Raw genomic sequence first — 22659 nt, 5'->3', positions numbered from 1 at the left:
ATGAGAATTGCTCTATTTACCGAAACCTTTTTACCCAAGGTTGACGGCATTGTAACGCGCCTGCGTCATACTGTTGACCATTTACAGCGTAGTGGTAATCAAGTGCTGGTAATTGCCCCTGATGGAGGCATCACTGAACACAAAGGCGCTAAAGTTTACGGCATTACTGGCTTTCCTTTGCCATTGTATCCAGAATTGAAAATGGCACTTCCGCGCCCAGCCATTGGGTATGCCTTAGAAGAGTTCAAGCCAGATGTGATTCATGTCGTAAATCCAGCCGTTTTGGGTTTAGCTGGCATATTTTACAGCAAAATCCTCAAAATTCCCTTAGTAGCGTCTTACCATACGCATTTACCCCAATATCTTCATCATTACGGCTTGGGGATGCTGGAAGGTTTTCTTTGGGAACTGCTGAAAGGTGGTCATAATCAAGCAGCTTTGAATCTGTGTACCTCCACAGCAATGGTAGAGGAACTGACAGCACACGGGATTGAACGTGTAGATTTATGGCAGCGCGGGGTAGATACGGAATTATTTCATCCCGATTTAGCTAGTGTAGAGATGCGATCGCGTCTATCACAAAATCATCCAGAAAGTCCATTGCTACTTTACGTTGGGCGGCTTTCGGCTGAAAAAGAAATTGAGCGCATCAAACCAATTTTAGAAGCAATTCCCGAAGCGCGGTTAGCATTGGTTGGGGATGGCCCACACCGTCAAGCACTAGAAAAACACTTTGCTGGCACAAATACTTATTTTGTTGGGTATCTCATGGGGCAAGAATTAGGTTCTGCCTTTGCCAGTGCTGATGCCTTTATCTTCCCTTCCCGTACAGAAACACTAGGCTTAGTACTTCTAGAAGCGATGGCTGCTGGCTGTCCGGTAGTAGCAGCCCGTTCAGGGGGAATTCCTGATATTGTGACAGATGGGGTAAATGGATATCTTTTTGAGCCTACAGCAAATGTTCAAGGAGCCTTAGCTGCTACTATTCGCCTGTTAGAACAAAAAGAACAACGAGATATCATGCGTCAAAATGCTCGCCAGGAAGCAGAAAATTGGGGTTGGGCAGCTGCTACTAGGCAGCTACAAGATTACTACCAAAAGGTGATATTTTCTCAACAATTGACAAAACAAGGAATATAATTGTGATATTATCTTAAGTGAATTTACTTACCTAATGTGCAGCGATCGCATTTGGGTGCGCCAGTTAGATAAAATCCGAGTCAAAGGGAAACACCAAGCTGTAAATATCTACGAGTTAATTAGCGATCGCACCATTCCTCTAGACGCTAACACTCAAGAGTTTTTGTATCACTATCATACTGGACGCGCTGCTTATTTATCGCGCAATTTCTCACAAGCGATCGCTTGTTTTGAAGCCGCCAAATGTATCCAACCCAAAGACCAAGCTGTTGATATTCATCTAGAACGTGCATCTAATTACTTACAAAAGCCTCCTCCAGAGTCATGGGATGGTATTTGGAAAATGCTTACTAAGTAATTTAGTTATTTGTCATTGGTCATTGGTCATTCTCCCTGCCCCCTGCTCCCTGCCCCCTGCTCCCTGCCCCCTGCTCCCTGCTCCCTGCTCCCTGCCCCCTTCAACCTTGAGTCTCCCCTTGGTCATTTTGAAACGGGTCTTCGCCAATTCGCAGCTCTTTTTTTGAGTGCTTCAACTGTTTCCATAGCTCCTTTATTTGTTCATAAGCTACACCTGGAGGCAGTTTTCCGCCTGTTTCTAAGTTGCAAATATAGCTTACCCGTTGAGCAAATTCCTGTAGATTCGCATTAAAAACCAAGTTTTCTGGCTTTACCTGGCCGTAGTAGCGACCACGAGGGTAGAGAAAATCATCCTTGTTCACTATTTTATTGTCCATTTATTCAATTCACTTTTTATTTGAATGTCTGAAGCGGAATCACTAGCTACCTTTAGCTTTACTTTCGTCAGTCTGCGGAAAATCAAACCATTCAACTCCTTTTCTAATTTATGATGCAGGAATTAGTTGATTTAGATTTTGAGGCTAGAGGCTTAAGCTTGAAGTCCTTTTGTTATAAATGTTACAAAAACAAGCTTTTGCGAAAGTGATTAAAGGGAATATTTAATTTTCCTCCTTGTTGTCAATTATCTCATCTTAATTTATGCAGTTGAAATTGTAATTAACTTCAGTCTAAACCCTGAGTTAAAAACATTAAAACATACTCGTATATATCCTTAAAAAATCTGTAATAAAAATCGATATAATTTTGACAGGAATAATACTGAGAAGAACATAATGGACGACAGGGTTAATTGTCCTCTGTTAAAAGTTAGATATTTGGTTGTTAATATTTGTCAACTGCTAATGAGATAAGCGGGCATTGGTTATTCCTCTTTGCTCCTTTACTGAATGCTCCCCGTCCTTGCATTTCCTTAAAAAATCACTGATGGCGAATAGTTCACTAACTAAAGATAAAATAGTGAGACCCGAAACCACAAAAATCGTCCATAGCCTAGAACTTTACCTGCCACCATGTCTGTTAATTCCAAGTTATACGAAGGCAAAGCAAAAATTCTTTATACAACGGACGATCCTGAAGTCTTGTTGGCTGATTTTAAGGACGATGCCACGGCGTTTAACGCCCAAAAACGTGGCAGTATCCAAGAAAAAGGAAAAATTAACTGTAGTATTTCCAGCCAGCTTTTTAAACTGTTGGAAGCTCATGGTATAAAGACTCACTTTATCGACAGCCCAAGTCCAAATCAGATGCGGGTTAGGGCAGTAAAGATTTTACCCTTAGAAGTAGTAATCAGAAATATTGCAGCTGGCAGTTTGTCTCAACAAACAGGCTTGCCAGTGGGTACAATTCTGAAACAGCCTTTGGTTGAGTTTTATTATAAAAACGATCAGTTAGGAGATCCTTTGTTAACACGCGATCGCCTTTACCTCCTAGAACTAGCTACTGCGGAACAAGTAGATGCAATTACACATCTAGCATTGCAAATCAATGAATTTCTCAATAAATTTTGGCAACGATGCGGCATTACCCTAGTAGACTTCAAACTAGAGTTTGGTTTGGACTCACAACAGCAGTTGCTCTTGGCAGACGAAATTAGCCCCGACACCTGCCGTTTGTGGGATACCGCAGAAGAGGACTTAAACCGCCGGGTAATGGACAAAGACCGCTTTCGCCGAGACTTAGGAAATGTAGAAGATGCGTACCAGGAGGTTTTACAAAGAGTGCTAAAAGCAGTAGAAGGTACAACTTAAACTGGTAAAAACCAAAAGGTCAGAAGCAGCAATTATATTTTAACTTTTGCCTTTTGCCTTTTGCCTTGTAAAGTAAAAAAGCAAAAGAAAAAAATTATATTTTGAATTTTACCTTTGGCATGAGGGCATTATTGCCTTGTAATGGTGTGTGTGGTCGTGAAGAGGAATCATAAGTAAAATGCGTTTATCTCCCGTATTGCTGGCAGTAGTAGCAATTACAGCCCCTTTGGGCGGCTCATTGAGTGCAAATGCAGAAACCGCCGACAATTCAAAACAGACAACAGAAGTTTTGACACTAGAAACAAATCAGCAGCCAGAAAAGAACACTAGTCAGCTTGGCTCTAGTAAAAGTCTAGAAATTCGATCTAATCTCCCAGCAGTTATAGAGGAACAGAAATCCCGCATTGTCGCAGTTTACCCTGCTAATCCAGCAGCGAACGTGACACCAGAGGTAATAGTGCCAAGCTCCACAACGCCAAAAACTGCACAACAAACACCTCAAATCAATCCCAACCCGACTCAACAGCCCTTTCCCGCGCCAGACATTCCACCACCAGGAATTCAACCACTAACGCCTTCTCCAACTCCTGAGACAACTCCAGTCCCAGAGGATGTTAATCCATCGACAACGGAACCTATATTACCCACAACTCCAGATGTTCCATTTCCAGATGGTCAACAACGAACACCTGCCCCAAACCCAGGCGCTACACCCAGTCCGCAGAATGTTAACCCGCCGACAATTCCAGAAAATACTCAACCCAGCCCAGCCCCAGAAGCCAATGATCCCCGCGTACTTGTGTCGGAAGTACTCATTAGATCCCAGGCTGGGCAACTATCACCAGAACTGGAAGAACAAGTTTACAGAGTAATTCGTACCCAACCAGGACGAACAACAACTCGCAGCCAATTGCAAGAAGATATTAACGCCATCTTTGGTACTGGCTTTTTCTCCAACGTCCAAGCATCCCCAGAAGATACTCCTTTGGGAGTGCGGGTCAGCTTTGTTGTACAGCCTAACCCCGTCCTTAGCAAAGTAGAAGTGCAAGCCAATCCTGGCACTGGCGTTGCTTCTGTACTGCCAGCTAATACTGTAGATGAAGTATTTAAGGAGCAGTATGGTAGGATTCTCAACTTGCGCGACTTGCAGGAAGGTATCAAACAGCTAAACAAGCGGTATCAAGACCAAGGTTACGTGCTAGCCAATGTAATTGGAGCGCCCCAAGTCTCTGAAAACGGAGTTGTTACCTTGCAAATAGCAGAAGGGGTAGTAGAAAACATTAGAGTCCGGTTCCGCAATAAAGATGGTCAGGAAACAGACGAAAAGGGACAACCAATTCGGGGACGGACACAAGAGTACATCATTACCCGAGAAGTGGAATTAAAGCCAGGACAAGTATTCAATCGCAACACAGTGCAAAGAGACTTACAGCGCGTGTATGGACTGGGACTGTTTGAAGATGTGAATGTCTCTCTTGACCCTGGTACTGACCCCAGCAAGGTGGATGTAGTCGTGAATGTAGCTGAACGCAGTAGTGGTTCTATTGCGGCTGGAGCAGGGATTAGTTCTGCTAGCGGACTTTTTGGAACAGTTAGTTATCAACAGCAAAACCTGAACGGTAGGAACCAAAAGCTGGGGGCAGAAGTGCAGGTGGGAGAACGAGAACTGCTGTTTGATGTGCGGTTCACAGACCCCTGGATTGCGGGAGATCCTTACCGGACTTCTTATACAACCAATATTTTTCGCCGCAGTTCTATTTCATTGATTTTTGATGGCGACGATCGAGATATTAGGACGTTTGACCCAAATGATCCCACTAATACAGATGATCAGGATCGCCCCCGTATTCTCCGTCTAGGTGGCGGTGTCACCTTTACCCGGCCTCTTTCCGCCAATCCCTACAAAAGTTCTGTTTGGACAGCCTCAGCAGGTTTACAGTATCAACGAGTTTCCGCCCGTGATGCCGATGGCAATCTCAGAAGAACAGGAGGGGTGTTTGACGAGGATGAGAACCGCATTGGCAACGAAGAAATTCCACTTACTTTATCTAGTTCAGGTGAAGATGATTTGCTACTATTGCAACTAGGGGCACAGCGCGATCTCCGTAATAACCCGTTGCAACCTACTAGCGGTTCTTATCTTCGTTTTGGGGTAGACCAGTCAGTTCCCATCGGACAAGGCAATATTCTTCTTACCAGATTGCGGGGTAGTTACAGCCAATATTTACCTGTCCAATTGATTAACCTTACTAAAGGGGCACAAACCTTAGCATTTAACCTGCAAGCAGGAACCATCCTTGGTGACTTGCCTCCCTACGAAGCCTTTACCATCGGCGGTAGTAACTCCGTTCGAGGTTATGAAGAAGGAGCATTAAGTAGTGGACGCTCTTACGTGCAAGCATCAGTTGAGTATCGGTTTCCAGTTTTTTCAGTAGTCAGTGGCGCACTATTTTTTGATCTTGGCAGTGACCTGGGAACTAGTACTAGGACGGCTGAAGTATTAAATAAAAATGGTAGTGGCTACGGTTATGGTCTTGGCGTTCGCGTCCAGTCTCCATTAGGGCCAATTCGGATTGACTACGGTATCAACGATGACGGAGATAGTCGGATTAATTTTGGTATTGGCGAAAGGTTTTAATTTGCCATTGGTCATTAGTCATTGGTCATTGGTGAATCACAAAGGACAAAGCACAAATGACAATTAACTTTTCTGGATTAGCTTGCTAATTTTTACATTTACCTCAATACTGTTCCGATAAAGGGATTAATGACATTTTTGAGGGGAATATCAGGGATTCTACCAAAACAGACGATGAACAATACAAAACAAAATATATTGACTTTTTGGCTATGCGACAGCACACTCTAGCAGCCGAAATCACCCAAACAGGGGTGGGGCTGCATAGCGGTGTGAATACCCAGGTGCGGGTATTACCATCTGAGGCAGGAAGTGGACGCTACTTTGTACGGGTGGATTTATCGGATTTGCCGATCATTCCAGCCCAAGTTACGGCAGTTAGCCACACTGTTCTTTCAACCCAGTTGGGCGAGGGCGAGGTATCTGTTCGCACGGTAGAGCATTTATTGGCAGCACTTTCAGGGATGGGCGTGGATAATGCCCGGATTGAAATTGATGGGCCAGAAGTCCCACTTTTGGATGGTTCGGCAAGTGTATGGACAGCCCACATTGCCCAAGTAGGCTTAGTATCACAACCCGTTAACAACCAAAATCCTTTGGCTGTTACAGAACCCTTATGGATCAATCAAGGGGATGCCTTTGTTTGTGCCCTTCCAGCACCAGAAACTCGCTTTAGTTACGGTATTGATTTTGACCTACCTGCCATTGGTAATCAATGGCATAGTTGGTCACTAACCACTGAACTAGAAAAAGCTTCTGCTAGCTTTGCGACGGAAATTGCTCCTGCCCGGACTTTTGGGTTGCTGCATCAAATTGAACACTTGCAAAAAACAGGGTTAATTAAAGGTGGCAGTTTGGATAATGCACTCGTTTGCGGGCCAGAAGGTTGGCTAAATCCTCCATTGAGATTTGCAAATGAGCCAGTCCGTCATAAAATCTTGGATTTAGTAGGAGATTTAAGTTTACTAGGAACTTTTCCTCTTGCTCATTTCTTAGCGTATAAAGCCAGCCACAATTTACACATTCAACTGGCTCAGAAAATTTTAAATTTGGGATTTTAGATTTTAGATTTGCTCTAAGCTTAAAATCTTGGATTATTAAGGCTTTCGATATACGCCTCCCTGCTCAACTTTCAGATCAAAAATTAACCACACGGCCAATGTCAATTCTCACTGAAGTGAATACCATCGATACGACTACATCTACCGAACCACAGGCTATAAATGAGACTACAATCATATCTGAGATTCAAACAACTTTCACCTCTGAAGAAATTCAGAAATTGTTACCTCACCGCTACCCATTTTTACTTGTAGACAAAATAATTGACTACGTTCCAGGTAAAAAAGCTGTTGGGGTTAAAAATGTTACTATCAACGAACCCCATTTCCAAGGACATTTCCCCGGTCGTCCACTGATGCCAGGGGTGCTAATTGTGGAAGCAATGGCACAAGTTGGGGGCATTGTTCTTACTCAAATGTCTTCAGTCGAAGGCGGGCTATTCGTCTTTGCTGGTATCGATAAAGTTCGCTTTCGCCGCCAGATTGTACCGGGGGATCAACTAGTAATGACGGTGGAACTGTTATGGGTAAAACAACGTCGTTTCGGTAAGATGCAAGGTCGTGCCGAAGTTGATGGTCAACTTGCTTGTGAAGGGGAATTAATGTTCTCTCTAGTTAACTAAAAGTTTGCTTTCGTGGTGTGGGTATAGCCGTGAAATGCCCTGACTGAATCCTGATAAAGGATAACAGTTAAAAAAAATCCACAACAGCATTTGATAATTTCTTGATTTTCGACTCCCTCTTTACGAGATGCTACTCGAACACACTTAACTTGCTTTGCCCGACACTTTCGTTCACTGAAATACTTAATGCTCTACCAGTCGCCTTGATGGGACGGCAGTCTGTACAACTTTCTTAATTAGAGAGTAGCAAGCTACCTCAGAAACCCTATCTGGCGCTGACTTATCAAGACAGTTCTGGAGATTCACCCTTGAAAACGCTAATTCATCCAACTGCTGTAATTCATCCGAAATCGGAACTCCACCATACAGTGCAAGTCGGTGCCTATGCTGTGATTGGAGCGCATGTAAAAGTGGGCCCTGAAACAATTATCGGCGCTCATGCTGTGTTAGAGGGGCCTTGTGAAATTGGGGCGCAAAATCAGATTTTTACAGGTGCAGCCATCGGCATGGAACCCCAGGATCTCAAGTTTGTGGGAGAACCAACTTGGGTCAAAATTGGTGATAACAACTTAATTCGTGAGTACGTTACCATTAATCGCGCTACCGGTGCTGGTGAAGCAACGGTAATTGGCGATGGGAACTTACTAATGGCTTATGTCCATGTGGCTCATAACTGCGTGATTGAAGACCAGGTGGTGATTGCTAACTCTGTAGCGTTGGCAGGTCATGTGCATATAGAGTCACGCGCTAGGCTAAGTGGGGTTTTAGGTGTTCATCAATTTGTGCATATTGGTAGACAGGCAATGGTGGGAGGCATGGCACGTATTGACCGAGATGTGGCCCCATATATGTTAGTAGAGGGAAATCCGGCGCGAGTGCGAACCCTTAACCTTGTGGGACTCAAACGGTCTGGGATGGACTCAGCAGATTTGCTTGCGCTGAAAAAAGCCTTCCGCATTCTCTACCGTTCTGATTTGTCTTTTAAGGATGCCTTGGAAAAGCTCGAACTGTTAGGGGATAGCGAACAATTACAACATCTGCGTCGCTTCCTGTTACTTTCTCAGATGCCAGGAAGACGTGGTTTGATTCCTGGTAAGGGGAAAAAAGGCGCGAGTGATGAATCGTGAATTATGAGTTAGGAGTTATGAGTTATGAGTTGATGAGTTGAATTTTTCACTCTTAACTCCTAACTTCTACCTATTCATTCTCAAGTTTTTACTCATTACCAATTATCAAATGCGGATTTTTATCAGCACTGGCGAAGTCTCTGGCGATTTACAAGGGTCGCTGCTAATTACAGCGCTGAAGCGTCAAGCTGTGGCGATTGGGTTGGAATTAGAGATTGTAGCGCTGGGTGGCGAAAAAATGGTGGAGGCTGGGGCAATTCTGCTGGGCAATACTAGTGGTATTGGCTCAATGGGTATTTTAGAAGGGTTGCCCTATATTTTACCGACTCTCCAGGTGCAACGTCAGGCGATCGCTTCTCTAAAGCAAAATCCACCTGATTTAGTGGTGCTGATCGATTATATGACCCCCAATCTGGAAATTGGGACTTATATGAAACAGCAGTTACCAGATGTGCCTGTGGTGTATTATATTGCTCCTCAAGAGTGGGCTTGGTCATTAAGTTTGCGTCGAACTAACCGGATTGTTGGTTTTACGGATAAGCTGTTGGCAATTTTCCCACAAGAAGCCCGCTACTTTCGTGAGAAAGGGGCACAAGTTACTTGGGTAGGGCATCCTTTAGTTGACCGAATGCAAGACGCTCCTAGTCACCAAGCTGCGCGTGCAGCATTGGGGATTCCGCCAGAACAAATTGCGATCGCACTTCTCCCCGCCTCTCGCCGCCAAGAATTAAAATATCTTTTACCAATTATTTTTCAAGCTGCCCAAACTATTCAAGCTAAATTACCCGAAGTTCATTTCTGGATTCCCCTATCTTTGGAAGTCTATAGACAGCCAATTGAGGAGGCTATTGAGCGTTACGGTTTACGGGCGACAGTTCTATCAGGTCAACAAATGGAAGTTTTTGCTGCGGCTGATTTAGCCATTAGTAAATCTGGTACTGTCAATTTAGAACTTGCTCTATTAAATGTGCCCCAAGTTGTAGTTTACCGCCTCAGTCGCCTAACTGCTTGGATAGCTCGGAAAATCCTCAAAGGTTCAATAACCTTCGCATCGCCACCTAATTTAGTCGTGATGAAGCCGATTGTGCCAGAATTTTTACAAGAGCAAGCCACAGCAGAGAATATTATCCAAGCCGCGATGGAACTGCTACTCAATCCCAGTCGCAGAGAGCAAACTTTGCTAGATTATGAAGAAATGCGGCAGAGTTTAGGAGAAGTTGGAGTGTGCGATCGCGCTGCTCAAGAAATTTTGCAAATGCGACCAAATATATAAAGGTTTCATGGCTTATGAGATGAGAAAACAAAGAGCGATCGCTGTTGATTTGTTCGCTGGCGCGGGTGGTATGACTCTTGGCTTTGAACAAGCTGGTTTTGACGTGCTAGCGTCTGTGGAAATTGACCCTATCCACTGTGCAACACATGAGTTTAACTTTCCTTATTGCTCAGTGTTATGTAAGAGTGTTGTAGATACAACCGGTGAAGAAATTAGGAGTCGTTCTAAAATTGGCGATCGCGAAATTGATGTGGTAATTTGTGGCTCACCATGTCAAGGGTTTTCTCTAATTGGTAAACGGGTTGTTGACGATCCACGAAATTCTTTGGTATTTCACTTTCATCGACTCGTTTTTGAGCTAAAACCGAAATTTTTTGTAATGGAAAATGTTCGGGGAATCACAGTTGGTCAACAGAAACAAATCCTCCAATCTCTAATTAGTGAGTTTAAAATTTACGGCTATAAAGTAGAAGAAAATTACCAAATTCTCAACGCTGCAAATTACGGAGTACCACAGTCACGTGAGAGATTATTTCTCATAGGTGCAAGGGAAGATGTAGAATTACCGAAATATCCTCAGCCGATTACAAAACCAGCGTTACCAAATAATTTAACTTCTAAAAAACTATCTGATATCCCCTTCAGTCCTACAGTATGGGATGCAATTAAAGATTTACCAAAAATAGAAAAATATCCTGAGTTAGTAACAAGAGATTGGGTTGTTGGAGAATACGAAAAGCCTAGTAATTATGCTCGTGTACTTCGCGGTCTTAAATGTCTAAAAAATGATTATTCTTATAAACGTGAATATGATTTGCGAATCCTTTCTTCAAGTTTAAGAACAAAACATTCTGTGGAAACTATTCAACGTTTTCAGGAAACTGAACAAGGTGAAAGAGAAAAAATTAGTCGTTTTCATAAACTACATCCTGGTGGTGTCTGCAATACTTTAAGAGCCGGAACAGATAAGTATAGAGGTTCTTTCACATCTCCTAGACCAATTCATCCATTTACGCCTCGTTGTATTACAGTTAGGGAAGCGGCGAGATTACATTCTTACCCCGATTGGTTTAGATTTCATGTAACCAAATGGCACGGATTTCGGCAAGTTGGTAACTCTGTACCACCGCTACTAGCCAAAGCTGTGGCGGGTGAAATTATTCGTAGTTTGAATATTTCGCCTTTTAAGCCGAGTTTGCGATACAAGTTGGGAGACGAGAAACTACTACAGTTTAAGATGTCGCAAGCGGAGCAATATTATCAGCGTGACTAATAATACACTTTGTAATATGTGCAAGGTTGGGCTAAGTCCAAGCACGGAAGAATGTACTATCTTCCCAGATATTAGCAGTGCGTTGAGCGATCGCAGTCAATTCTTCCTTTTTAAGAGGCACAAAAGCCCACGCTGTCTTGACATTGCTCTCTAATTGTGCAATAGTTTGTGCGGCAATTACACAACAATGTACTCCGGGCTGAGACATTGTGTAACCTAAAGCTTGCTCCATACCTGTCAATCCACCTGGTTTAAATAGCCGACCATAAGCCGGGACTTTCATCGCAATCACACCAACATTTTTTTCTTGAGCAACTGGTAGAACCACCGGAATAAATGGGTGTGGGTGGTGTTTGTCGGCAGCATTCACAGGTATGAGTGTAGTGTGGAAAGGATAGCGACGTAATCCTTCGGCAATCACTTGAGGGTCGTGATGTCCGGTAATACCTGCGAAGCGCACCAGTTTTTGTTCTATGGCTTCTTCTAAAGCTTTAATTGCGCCAGATGGACTAAAAATGGTGTCGAGTTCTTCAGAAAAAGAAACGTGATGCAACTGCCACAAATCGAGATAATCTGTATTGAGACGTTTTAGCGATCGCTCTAATTCTCGCCAAGCTCCATCCCGATCTCTTTGATCCGTCTTGCTTGTTAAAAACACCTTTGAGCGATGGGGTGGTAGCACTTTGCCTAAATAATCTTCACTGGGCCCATAACTAGCGGCTGTATCGAAGTAGCGGATGCCAAGTTCCAGCGCTCTTTGAATAATTGCTGTAGCATCACCCTCTTTTCCTTCCCAGGATAACGGGGTTTGTCCTGCTCCTCCTAACCCGAAGATCGGGAGTTTTACTTCCGTGCGTCCCAACACCCGTTCTGGCATAGTTGCTGGCGGTGTTGCGGTGTTAGTACTATTTTGCTGTAAAGCATTAGTTGCCACAATACTTCCAGTTACAGCAATGCTGGTAATTAGGAAATTACGCCGCGTTTTTCCTTCTGTCATGATTGGCTTCGGGGGCGAAATTACTTTTATTATCAATTTTAGCTAGGGGGGATTAACTGGATATCCTTCTAAAGCATAGATCCAGATGTTGGTATGGAGGTAGAAGTCTACGCCTTGAATAGCATTTATAATTTTAGCGTTATCGATCAAATATATGAAAAGCTCACGCAGAGAGAAATAGAATATTCAGGTTTGACGATCGCGTGTTGCCTGAGTCCATTAAGCATGATAGTTTATCCTCGTTAGCGATCGGAATATCGCACTCCTTGTTCTAGTTTAGCTTTGAGGTGCGATCGCTATACTAGAAGCATCAATCTCATCTATTAACTGTAATGACGATCAAAGAATTGCTATTACAAGAAATTGACAACACTCCAAACGAACTGCTAGAGGATCTACTTGAATTTTTGAAATCACTCAAAACAGCCCCAAACCAGCCCCTAGCCACATACAGAGAACTCTTAGAACGCATTGATTACTTAGAAACAATAGTAGGTATTCGTAAAGGACTAGATGAGTTTGAGCAGGGTGAAGGAATTCCTGCCGAGGAAGCCTTGGCAACCCTACAACACAAATTTGGCATTCCGCCTCGCCCATGAGTTACCAAGTTCTTATTCAACCCACCGCTTTTCAAGAAATCGAAATGTCCTATCGTTGGATGTGCGACAATCTGAGTGCTGAATGAAGTAGCCAACAACTGGTATTACGAACTTCAAGACGCTATCGCTTCGCTTCAAGAATTTCCTAATCGCTGTAGCATAGCGCCAGAAGTAGCAGTAGTTGGTCGTGAAATTCGGCAACTTTGGGTTGGAAAACGAAGAAAATATCGAGTTTTGTTTGTTGTTGAAGAAGATATTGTCGCAATTCTTCATGTTCGCCACAGTCGCCAATCTTATTTAGATGAAGAATCTGAGTAATTTTTGTCAGCGTTAACGTAGCTTACTGTCGGTATCGCGCTGTTTTTTCTAGTTTAGCTTTGAGGGGCGATCGCATTACTTGCCACCGACGGCATTTTTCTGAGCGTAGTTAATATTTTTCTGATACTCTATGATTTTTTGTTGAGCGATTGCATAATTTGGGCTGGAAGATGGCACAGTTTTCATAAGTGCGATCGCAGCTTCCCACTGACTCACAACTGTTTTCCACTCATCTGGAGATTTTGCTGACTGAGTAAGGTTAGCGGCATTAATTGCTTTACTTACTGCTTCTCGAAATGTATCAGCTTGAGGTATGAGTGCTGCTGAAAATGGAGTTGGCGAACTAACTTGAGAAGTTATAGAATTTGTTGACTGTTCTTCCATTTTTGGAATTGTTGCTAATAAATATATTCCGATTGCAACCAAGGGAATGAACATAATTATCAGCAGCTTTTTATTTAAATTTTTAGGCGTTTGGTAATGATATTGTGATAGTGATTTTATGAGTAAATGCTGTTTTTTGCCTTTTTTGATTTGGGTTAGACCCATATCACCACGTAATCTGTCAATTTCTAAATCTGTGCGATCAACACTGTAGCTCTTAGGTTTACTTTGCAAGCTTTGTAATAGAACTTTCAGCTTAGGAATGAAGCGTTTTATTACCAAATGTTCTAATTGATATAGGTATGCGGCAGTGAAGATCCAAATCATGAACCAACGTTGACTCAAAAAATCATTATTTTCAATACTGTAAAAAATTCCGTTTGTTGCACGTCCTGTTAAATGTCCCGTACAACCATTGAAGTATTCCGGTATTTGATTGTAAAAGTTGCAACTAGAAAAAGCTAATTCTGAAAAGATAGTTAGGATTAGCATAAAAGATAATCCCATTACTAATGTGCCATAGAAACCTGCCCATAAGCTATTGAAAGTAGGCATCCATTTTGGTAATTTATTAGATGATTTAGGCTTTTGCCAAATAAACCAGAAAATATGATAGATAAAGGCTAAGAAAGCCGTTGGTATTAATAAGCCGAATAAAATAGAAAATATTAATAATATAGGGCTGTTACCAATAACTGATATAAAAACTCCAGCCAATCCAAAGACTATTAAACGTGTGCCAGGAAATGCTATGGGAACTAGAATAATTGCCCTGAGCCAAGAACTAGGATAAGGAAACCAAACTGGCCATATTTTAGAGAGGGTTTCATATTTTCCTTGTTTAGCTAGTTCGAAAATACTGGAATGTTTTTTAGTCTCATCATTTACTGAATTCAAATTTAAATCATCTATCCAACTTACTGAGGTTTGTCCTTTCTTTTTTCCATATATTTTTACATATTTAATAGATGGAGCTTCCAGCTTGATTATTAGTTTATAAATAAAAGTTACTGATGATTCTTGTTCCGGTACTTGAAAAGATTCAAGTATTATCTGTAAGCAGCTATCTTTCAAGACTGCTTTTGCACTAACACCTTTTGGTTGCAAAAGGTAATTTATTACTGAAGCAATTGCTTGTGCATCTCCCTGTTTAGCAAGTTCTAAAAGATTCGGTTGCGTCATAATTAATAAATCTAAAAAAATGATAAATTATCGTCTATCTCAAGGTTCCCATTTTATACATAAAAGCAACATTTTTATCCCTATACATCAAACTTGTTTCAATTGATTATATTCATTATAAAAACCCCAGATTTAAACTTTTTATCTGTGCCTATGTATGTCTGTATCAGGAAATTTAAATATTAACGTTCCTTTGTAATTACAGAGCTACCATTACTAATACTTACTTTTTGAATAAAAACGTCAGTACAAGATGATAAAATATCAGAGCTTATTTTATTAGCAATAGATTCAAAGTCTTGGTTTGTTAATCCCCGCGCTGTATCGCCGCTTAAATTAATAAAAATAGTTAGAAGTTGAGGTTCACTAGAAGACTCTTCATTATCTAGCGCTTCTAGTTCATCTTCTACTATGCCTAGATTAAACTCTTTACTCCAAGCTGGAAACTTCTTACCCGTTTGTTGTCCGTAAACTTTCACTCTTTCAACAGATACAGCCCCTAAACCAGTCAAACCTTTGCGGATAAATGCAACTAAAATTTGCTGATTTGGTACTTGGTCAGATTCTAGCTTTACCTCTAAGCAAGCATCTTTGAAGGCAACGTTTGCAGTGATCCCTTTGGGGTGCAGGTGGCGGTTCATTAGAGATGCGATCGCGTCTACATCTCCCTGTTTTGCAAGTTCCAGAATATTTGGCTGTATCATAACCACTATGAGAGAAACTCTAGAAAAATAAACTTATATTCTTAGAATTCCCTCTTCACAGCCTTAAGTAACATTATGATGCAAAATATCAACTAACTTAGGTTAAAATATTTAGTATAAAGATAGTCTTTCATAGACTTTTGTAAAAAATATATTTCCCTGGATAAACATCGGTTTTTGCCCTTGCCAAATTAACAGGATTAATATTAATCAATTTAATTCCCATTTTGAATATGAAGTTTTATCGAGATCATGCTTGGCCTTCGACGCTGGAAGAAGCCATAGTTATCCAAGAAAAGCTGCGAGATCAAGTAATTACTGAAGATCAACTACAAGAACCGATCCAGTACGTTGCTGGAGTAGATATGGGTTTTGAAGCTGATGGAACAATTAGCCGGGCGGCTGTCGCAGTACTGAGTTTTCCTGATTTACAAGTAATTGAGACGAGCCTAGCACACCGCCCTACGACCTTTCCTTATGTTCCTGGATTTCTCTCATTTCGGGAAATTCCAGCTGTTCTCGATGCCTTGGAGAAAATTCAAACAACACCAGATATTATCCTGTGTGATGGTCAAGGAATTGCCCATCCTCGCAGATTAGGTATAGCTAGCCATTTAGGGTTACTCATAGATATGCCGACAATTGGTGTAGCTAAGTCCAGGTTGGTAGGTAAGTATGAGGAATTGGCAGAAGCTAAAGGCAGCACGCAACCACTGATATATAAGGATGAAACCGTTGGGGTTGTTTTGCGATCGCGCACCGGGGTAAAACCTCTATATATCTCCAGTGGTCATCGCATTAGTTTACCCACAGCAATTGACTATGTATTACGCTGCACGCCAAAATATCGACTGCCAGAAACTACACGCATCGCTGATAGATTAGCGTCGGCGAAATAAAGCTTGTTGAAGTTTTTCCTAAATACTTGCTTCCACCGACTCAATCATGTTAGGAATCGCACAGAAGAAAGTTGAAGTAGCTAAATACGATTTACGAAGTTAGAACATTGACATCCTCACCGCCCTAAAAGTACGGTGATTCCTAAGACTCACGACTTAAGTTTCTGTTTCCTTCCCTTACGGTTTTTTGCAACTGCCCTTTAGACTTATGCCCAAGAGGTCTTATGTTCGCTCCACAGACTGTAACGGTGTGTCCCACCGCCAAAATATTACGACTGGCGTTGATGTCTCGGTCGTGGTGTGTTCCACAGTTGGGACAGTCCCACTCCCTAATACTCAACGGCAATTTTTCAACAATATGTCCGCAGTTACCACAGCGTTTAGAACTGGGAAACCATCGGTCAATCTTCACCAAGGTTCGACCATACCATTTGGCTTTGTACTCCAGTTGCCTCACCAACTCGCCCCATGCAGCATCACTGATGGCACAGGCAAGCTTGGGATTTTTGACCATGTTTTTAACTGCCAAATCCTCAACTACTATCGTTTGGTTTTCACGAATCAGTCGGGTTGTCAGTTTGTGCAAATGGTCAATTCTTGCATCGGAAATTTTAGATTGAATCCGAGCAACTTTGAATCTAGCCTTATCACGGTTGCGAGAGTCTTGTTGCTTACGACTCAAAGACTTTTGCGCTCTTTTAAGACTCTGGTAGTGCTTATTAAATGCTTTGGGATTAGCAATCTTTTCACCCGTACTCATAGTAACAAGGCTACTCACCCCAACATCCAACCCCACAGCATTATCAACTGGTTGCATGGTTTCATTTGTTGGATCATAAATCCGCAAACTGACAAACCACCGTCCAGAGGGTTCGAGTTTAATTGTGATGGTTGTGGGTTCACACCCCTTGGGCAATTGCCTAGACCATTTAATTGGCAATGGCTCAGAACACTTAGCCAAGTAGACTTGTCCATCTTTCCACCGGAAAGCAGACTTGGTGAACTCTGCACTGCCACCACTACGCTTCTTTTTGAAGTTAGGGTACTTTGCCCTACCAGCAAAGAAGTTAGTAAACGCTGTTTGCAGATGTCTCAATCCTTGCTGCAATGGTACACAGCTAACCTCATTCAAAAAATGGAGGTCTTCAACTTTTTTCCACTGCGTCAACATGGTGGAAGTTTGAGCGTAATCAACTCGCTCAAGTCTCTCGTACCAAGCCTTGGTTCTCGCTGCCAATGCTCGGTTAAACACCAACCGCACACAACCAATTGTCCGGTGCAATATTTGTTCTTGCTCGGCAGCCGGGTAAAAACGGTAGCGGTAGGCTTTTTCCATACCTCACATTTTACCACATTCCATGTAAAGCCGTCCTAGAAGGACGGGGTTTCTACCCATTTTTCTGATGAACGCACTAACTTTACAGTGGCACGATGCAGGTCAAGATAAAACTCAGAATATTTACGAACAACAGCCAAGTCACAATCCTGGTACTGTCCGCATTGGTCGTGATCCACTCCGGTGCGATATTGTTCTGAGTCACCCTACTGTATCTGGTTTGCACGTTGAAATCTTTTTTCATCACCAGCAACAGCGCTTTTATATTAGGAACTTGCGATCGCAAAATCCCCCCCTTGTCGATGGACGGCAATTAGTCCAAGGTGAAATGCCTTTAACAGAGGGTACTAGTATCTCTTTGGGACAAATACAACTCAACGTTACTCAAGTTTCCACAGGCAGCATTCCAGCAACAATTTTGATGCCACCGCATCCCGGACATCATCACCATTCACCAACACCTCCCGCACCACCGCTAGGAATTTATGGTCTAGAATGCCCCAAATGTCATAAAGTTTCCCCAGGAGAGAATCTACAAATTGGTTGTCATTGGTGTGGAACATCTTTGGCTGCGGCTGTGAGTGTGTTAGTAGCACCGGGTAGTTAAAGAGAAGGGCAAAGGGGCAGGGGAGCAGAGGGGAATAACTGATGACAAATGACTTACAAATTCAATTGAGTTGGGAAGAACCAGCGACGGGAGAACGGCGAGAACCAAGGTTGAATATGCCGATCGCTTTTGGTCGAGAATTCCCTCGTTTACCTGCCGAACTCCGGGGAGTGCGCGTTTCTCGGATGCTGCTTAACAGTAACGAAGTTTCTCGCTACCACGCCCTAATTGACTGGGAACAAGACCATCTAGTGGTGATCGACCAAGGCAGCGTTAACGGTGTATATGTCAACGGTAAACCACAAACGCGCAGTGTTTTGGCTAATGGCGATACATTGCAAATTGGCCCTTATGTAATCACAGTGAAATTTGGTGCTAACGTCTCTGAACCAGATACCAGCCCACCTTCAACGATTCACTTCAACGCCAATACCAATCTTCCAGACCCCACATTGCCTGTTGCCCAGCCCCTAACGCCCTTGGCAAGTAATTTCCCGCCACTAGCATTTCAGGCAGAAAATGTCGCCGTGCAAGCGCTTTATGCTACAGGTCTAACAGTAGATGAATCCGATTATCTAGCGATTGGGGCGGGATTGGGTAGCTTTGTTTGGGCTGATTTGCTGCGACTTAGTGGTGTGCGTGCTGACAAAATTGTAGCTTTGGGATTGGAAGCAGAACCTTATGCCCGTTACAAACGCCTTTGTTTGAATTCGCAAATTCCCTTATATGAAAGACTGCGTTCTAATTCTGACTCTTGTCCTGATAATATTTGGGGCTGGCCTAGTTATGCCTTGCGCGAGGCTTGGCGTGATTGCAGCAAGGGACAGATAAACTCAGCATTCAAGTATTTGTGGCAAGTATTTGCAGAACCAACATTTGCAGAAACTTATACACCCCGTGCGGGTAATGTCTTTCATTCCATAGATAGGGAGGCGAAGCGGATTGGTTGGAATCAAATTTATCGCTATGGACGAGTTAGGGCAATTCGCAAAACTGATGATGGCAGATATTGCGTAGCCTATTCTCGCGCCCCAGGAAATTATGCTTTTTTAGTTACTCGTTATTTACATTTAGCTACTGGATATCCAGCAATTCAGTTTCTTCCAGATTTGCAAGCTTATAGAGAAAAATATCAAGATTTTAAATCTGTCGTCAATGCTTATGAAGCCCACGATCATGTTTATGAGCAACTAGAACGACAAGGTGGTACGGTATTGATTCGTGGGCGGGGAATTGTGGCTTCGCGGATTATTCAGCGCATTTATGAAGCTAGAAAACGAAATCGGAATATTGCAGTTTTGCATTTAATGCGATCGCCAAAACCTCAAGGCAACAAATTTCAAAATACCCAGCGCCTAGTCAAAAATCATTACGAATTTCAACCCTTTAACTGGCCTAAAGCCTGTTGGGGCGGCGAACTCCGGGCAATGTTAGAAAAAGCTACCCCCGATGAACGCAAACGTTTACTAGCAGACTGGGGTGGAACAACCACCGCCGACCGCCAGGACTGGCAGCAAATTACTGCCCAAGGCATCAGCGAAGGCTGGTATCAAATTACCTTTGGAGAGGTTTTGGATGTAGAACGAGATGCCCAAAACCGGACTATTACCCATATCCGAGAGCAAAGCTTCGGGGAAATGAAATTGCTAGCTGATTTTATTGTTGATGCTACTGGATTGGATGCCAAGGTTGATGCTAATCCTCTGATAGCAGATTTGGTAAAACATTACAATCTCCCAGTGAATCACTTGGGGCGATTGACAGTAGCGAACAATTTTGAACTAGTAGAAATGCGTAGTGGCAAAGGTCAAATGTATGCTGCTGGGGCTATTACTTTAGGTGGCCCTTATGCCGCAGTTGATAGTTTTTTGGGCTTGCAATATGCTGCATTAGTCGCCGTTGATGGACTCGCCGCCACCCGTGCTACTGGAGTCCACCGTTTGAATACTATAAGTTCCTTTCAGCAGTGGTTGAAGTGGGTGTTCAATCAATCACCTTAGAATTAGGAAGCAGAAGGCAGGATGAATACAGTATTTATCTGGCTGTTTTGAGTTCCAAATCCCAAATTTGAGGTTCAAAGGCTCAACGTTCGAGTAAAAAGGCTCGACGTTCGAGTAAAAAGGCTCGACGTTCGAGTAAAAAGGCTCAACGTTTGAGTAAAAAGGCTCAACGTTTGAGTAAAAAGGTGCAACGTTCGAGTAAAAAGGCTCAACGTTCAAGTAAAAAGGCTCAAGTTGCGATGTCTAGGAGGGGCTACGCCTACGCAGAATTCTTGTTCTCTGATATGGTGAATTAAATCGGCGGTTAGAAACCGCGTCTACACAGGCAAAACGCACCTCCGTGGGTTTCAACCCTTCAATTTTTCCTTAGTCCGCGTAGGCGGACTTTGTTTGTGTAGCCGCGAATTCCATTCGCCCTAACTCTAAATTGACTACTTATTATTTTCCCTTGCCGACTGTACCATCACAGGCACTAGAGTTTTAACTAAACCTGTAATCGCCACAATCACAGAGGCAATTCCCCCAATCGACAATGAAGTTAAAAATGCCGCCGCCAGAATAATTTCAGTCGGACTGTATCCATCCCGCATCCAGGTAGATGGATTCTCCACTGATGTTGCCGAGGCGGGGATTAATTGCGAAGTTTGGGTGGTTCGATTGGAGTTGACAGGAGTTGTTAAGGCAGTTTTCATGGCTAAACCTCTTCTAAATGTTTCTATGCAAATGGTATTTCTGCCAGAAGAAGAGGAGATTCCGTAGAAGTAGAAACTTAAGTAGAATTAAGTAGAAATCTCACAAGCTGTCTATGCAATGGCGTGATTTTCTAGAACAAGAAGCCGCGAATCATGACTTATCTTCGGAGGAAAAAGCAGCTTTTGTAGAGCGGTTGAAGACTGAAAAATCAAGCAATAGTGAGGCAAAAGTTGCCAGCGAGTTAAACATCGGTGTTGCTGCTGTTAAAAAGCGGATGGCTGAGGTGTATGACAAGTTCGCCAAGAGTTATCCTGAATTAGCCACTTCAAACAGTCGAGGTAAGCTGGAAAAATTACGGGCTTGCCTGACAGTAAAATATAATGGCAGGCAAGATGCCCAACCCACAATTAAAAAGATTCATCAAAATATTCCCCCTGCTGTCCCATTTGAAAAATTTGTGGGACGTGAGGTGGAACTAGAAAAACTGCACCAGCAATTACAAACATCTCGGCAAGTTGCGATTGTAGCTGTGGCGGGTATGGGTGGAGTCGGCAAAACTGAACTCGCTACTCAATACGCCAAACAGCATTTGCAGAATTATCAAGGTGGGGTTTGCTGGTTATCTGCACAGGGAATTGATGTCGGAATTCAGATTCTCAGATTTGCTGAATTGAAATTCAACAGAATTGCACCGGACGACTGGGAATTAGCAGATAGGCTGAGATACTGCTGGCAGAATTGGCAACAAGGTGAAGTACTGCTGGTGTTTGATGATGTCACCGATTACAAAAAACAGGTTCAGCCTTATCTACCCCCAGAATCATCCCGGTTTAAAGTATTGCTGACAACGCGCCAGGAATTTGATAGTACTTTGCCGCAATTACCTTTGGGTGTTCTCAAACCATTGGCGGCGATGAAATTATTAAAATCGCTGGTTGACAGAGAACGACTTAAAAGCGAACCTTGGATTGCGAGAGAAATTTCTAAATTCTTGGGATATTTGCCTTTGGCGTTAGAGTTAGTGGGGCGATATCTGGATACAATGCCGGATTTGTCTCTGGAAAAACTGCTGAAGCGGCTAGAGAAAAAGCGACTGGAATACGAAGCAGTAGCCAAAGCAAACTCATTGATGCGTTATGAATACGGCGTTGCTGAAGCTTTTGCATTGAGTTGGGAACAGTTGGATGAAAATGCACAACGCTTAGGCTGTTGGCTGAGTTTGTATGCTTTGGCTGATATTCCTTTTCCTGTTGAGGCGATAGAAGATGATGAAGAACAAGAACTCAACGAGAAAGCTATAGCTGAGTTGCGGAAACTGCATTTAATACAATGGCAAAGTAAAGAAATATATCGTTTACATCCACTGATTCGGCAATTTTTCCAAATGAAGTTGGATGAGTCAAGTCAGGCGGATAAGGTGAAAACTGCTTTTGTAGCACAGATGGTAGAGGTGGCAAAGCAAATTTCTCAACAGCCTAACTGTGAAGATATTTTTAACCTCACTCCACATATCCCCCACCTTGCAGAAGTTGCAACCCACCTATCCCAATATCTCAGCGACGAAGATTTAACTTGGCCTTTTACAGGCTTAGGCTGGTTTTATCAAGGTCAAGGACTTTATCAGCAAACAGAACCTTGGTTGCAACAGTGTGTAGAGGTAGCTGAAAATCGTCTTAGTTTAGAACATCCCGATGTCGCTA

The 22659-nt window shown here is 42.8% G+C and carries 20 protein-coding genes and 1 pseudogene; 15 read left to right on the top strand and 6 right to left on the bottom strand.

Features of this window, described 5'->3' with window-relative positions; all coding sequences use genetic code 11:
• Both VB732_RS25010 and VB732_RS25005 read left to right on the top strand, forming a co-directional pair.
• Positions 1-1140 carry a glycosyltransferase family 1 protein gene (locus VB732_RS25010; RefSeq protein ID WP_323233590.1) on the top strand — a complete coding sequence of 380 codons (1140 nt, stop codon included), beginning with the start codon at positions 1-3 and terminating at the stop codon, positions 1138-1140.
• Positions 1130-1498: pseudogene (locus VB732_RS25005) on the top strand (adenylate/guanylate cyclase domain-containing protein); the annotation flags it as partial. The gene VB732_RS25010 and the pseudogene VB732_RS25005, both read left to right, overlap by 11 nt.
• A gap of 100 nt (positions 1499-1598) precedes the next feature.
• Here VB732_RS25005 and VB732_RS25000 read toward each other — a convergent pair.
• On the bottom strand, positions 1599-1874 hold the full coding sequence (locus VB732_RS25000; protein ID WP_323233589.1) for a hypothetical protein: 276 nt from the start codon (positions 1872-1874) through the stop codon (positions 1599-1601).
• Between the two features lie 633 nt (positions 1875-2507).
• Here VB732_RS25000 and purC point away from each other — a divergent pair.
• The 7 genes from purC (at position 2508) to VB732_RS24965 (ending at position 11240) form a co-directional block, all read left to right on the top strand.
• Complete coding sequence (gene purC, locus VB732_RS24995) at positions 2508-3245, top strand: phosphoribosylaminoimidazolesuccinocarboxamide synthase (protein WP_323233588.1); 738 nt, start codon at positions 2508-2510, stop codon at positions 3243-3245.
• A 178-nt stretch (positions 3246-3423) separates the two neighbouring features.
• The gene (locus tag VB732_RS24990) at positions 3424-5883 is read left to right on the top strand and encodes a BamA/TamA family outer membrane protein (RefSeq protein WP_323233587.1); all 2460 of its coding nucleotides are present in this window, start codon (positions 3424-3426) and stop codon (positions 5881-5883) included.
• 212 nt (positions 5884-6095) lie between these two features.
• The gene (gene lpxC, locus VB732_RS24985) at positions 6096-6944 is read left to right on the top strand and encodes a UDP-3-O-acyl-N-acetylglucosamine deacetylase (protein WP_323233586.1); all 849 of its coding nucleotides are present in this window, start codon (positions 6096-6098) and stop codon (positions 6942-6944) included.
• 98 nt (positions 6945-7042) lie between these two features.
• Positions 7043-7567, top strand: coding sequence for a 3-hydroxyacyl-ACP dehydratase FabZ (gene fabZ / locus VB732_RS24980; protein WP_323233585.1), 525 nt, complete (start codon positions 7043-7045; stop codon positions 7565-7567).
• Positions 7568-7875: 308 nt separating this feature from the next.
• Positions 7876-8694, top strand: a complete 819-nt coding sequence (lpxA, locus tag VB732_RS24975) for an acyl-ACP--UDP-N-acetylglucosamine O-acyltransferase (protein ID WP_322641053.1) — start codon at positions 7876-7878, stop codon at positions 8692-8694.
• Between the two features lie 109 nt (positions 8695-8803).
• Complete coding sequence (gene lpxB, locus VB732_RS24970) at positions 8804-9967, top strand: lipid-A-disaccharide synthase (protein ID WP_323233600.1); 1164 nt, start codon at positions 8804-8806, stop codon at positions 9965-9967.
• Positions 9968-9974: 7 nt separating this feature from the next.
• Positions 9975-11240: a DNA cytosine methyltransferase gene (locus tag VB732_RS24965; RefSeq protein ID WP_323233584.1), complete on the top strand. Its 1266-nt coding sequence runs from the start codon at positions 9975-9977 to the stop codon at positions 11238-11240.
• Between the two features lie 31 nt (positions 11241-11271).
• On the opposite strand, the gene VB732_RS24960 is transcribed toward VB732_RS24965, so the two are convergent.
• Positions 11272-12237 (bottom strand): aldo/keto reductase, encoded by a 966-nt coding sequence (locus VB732_RS24960; RefSeq protein WP_323233583.1) that lies wholly within the window; start codon positions 12235-12237, stop codon positions 11272-11274.
• A 332-nt stretch (positions 12238-12569) separates the two neighbouring features.
• Here VB732_RS24960 and VB732_RS24955 point away from each other — a divergent pair, with 332 nt between their 5' ends.
• On the top strand, positions 12570-12836 hold the full coding sequence (locus VB732_RS24955; protein WP_323233582.1) for a prevent-host-death family protein: 267 nt from the start codon (positions 12570-12572) through the stop codon (positions 12834-12836).
• A gap of 75 nt (positions 12837-12911) precedes the next feature.
• The gene (locus VB732_RS24950; RefSeq protein ID WP_323233581.1) at positions 12912-13154 is read left to right on the top strand and encodes a type II toxin-antitoxin system RelE/ParE family toxin; all 243 of its coding nucleotides are present in this window, start codon (positions 12912-12914) and stop codon (positions 13152-13154) included.
• A gap of 75 nt (positions 13155-13229) precedes the next feature.
• Here VB732_RS24950 and VB732_RS24945 read toward each other — a convergent pair whose 3' ends face one another.
• Both VB732_RS24945 and VB732_RS24940 read right to left on the bottom strand, forming a co-directional pair.
• Positions 13230-14720, bottom strand: a complete 1491-nt coding sequence (locus VB732_RS24945) for a hypothetical protein (protein ID WP_323233580.1) — start codon at positions 14718-14720, stop codon at positions 13230-13232.
• A gap of 182 nt (positions 14721-14902) precedes the next feature.
• On the bottom strand, positions 14903-15424 hold the full coding sequence (locus VB732_RS24940; protein ID WP_323233579.1) for a hypothetical protein: 522 nt from the start codon (positions 15422-15424) through the stop codon (positions 14903-14905).
• Between the two features lie 233 nt (positions 15425-15657).
• Between VB732_RS24940 and nfi the strand changes: the two genes are divergently transcribed.
• Positions 15658-16323: a deoxyribonuclease V gene (gene nfi / locus VB732_RS24935; protein ID WP_323233578.1), complete on the top strand. Its 666-nt coding sequence runs from the start codon at positions 15658-15660 to the stop codon at positions 16321-16323.
• A gap of 142 nt (positions 16324-16465) precedes the next feature.
• On the opposite strand, the gene VB732_RS24930 is transcribed toward nfi, so the two are convergent.
• Positions 16466-17659 (bottom strand): RNA-guided endonuclease TnpB family protein, encoded by a 1194-nt coding sequence (locus VB732_RS24930; RefSeq protein ID WP_323233577.1) that lies wholly within the window; start codon positions 17657-17659, stop codon positions 16466-16468.
• 67 nt (positions 17660-17726) lie between these two features.
• On the opposite strand from VB732_RS24930, the gene VB732_RS24925 reads away from it, so the two are divergent.
• Complete coding sequence (locus VB732_RS24925) at positions 17727-18266, top strand: FHA domain-containing protein (protein ID WP_323233576.1); 540 nt, start codon at positions 17727-17729, stop codon at positions 18264-18266.
• A gap of 41 nt (positions 18267-18307) precedes the next feature.
• A complete protein-coding gene (locus VB732_RS24920; RefSeq protein ID WP_323233575.1) occupies positions 18308-20266 on the top strand; it encodes an FHA domain-containing protein in 1959 nt (652 codons plus the stop codon).
• 431 nt (positions 20267-20697) lie between these two features.
• On the opposite strand, the gene VB732_RS24915 is transcribed toward VB732_RS24920, so the two are convergent.
• Entirely contained in the window at positions 20698-20958 is a 261-nt protein-coding gene (locus VB732_RS24915) for a hypothetical protein (protein WP_323233574.1), read from the bottom strand.
• A 113-nt stretch (positions 20959-21071) separates the two neighbouring features.
• Between VB732_RS24915 and VB732_RS24910 the strand changes: the two genes are divergently transcribed.
• A partial coding sequence (locus tag VB732_RS24910; protein WP_323233573.1) for an NB-ARC domain-containing protein occupies positions 21072-22659 on the top strand: 1588 nt, incomplete at its 3' end.

This window comes from Nostoc sp. UHCC 0252, assembly GCF_034931145.1.
In the GTDB taxonomy this organism is placed as follows: Bacteria; Cyanobacteriota; Cyanobacteriia; order Cyanobacteriales; family Nostocaceae; genus Nostoc.
Note: the sequence above shows the minus strand (reverse complement) of the source record. Positions and strands in the feature narration are given on the sequence as shown.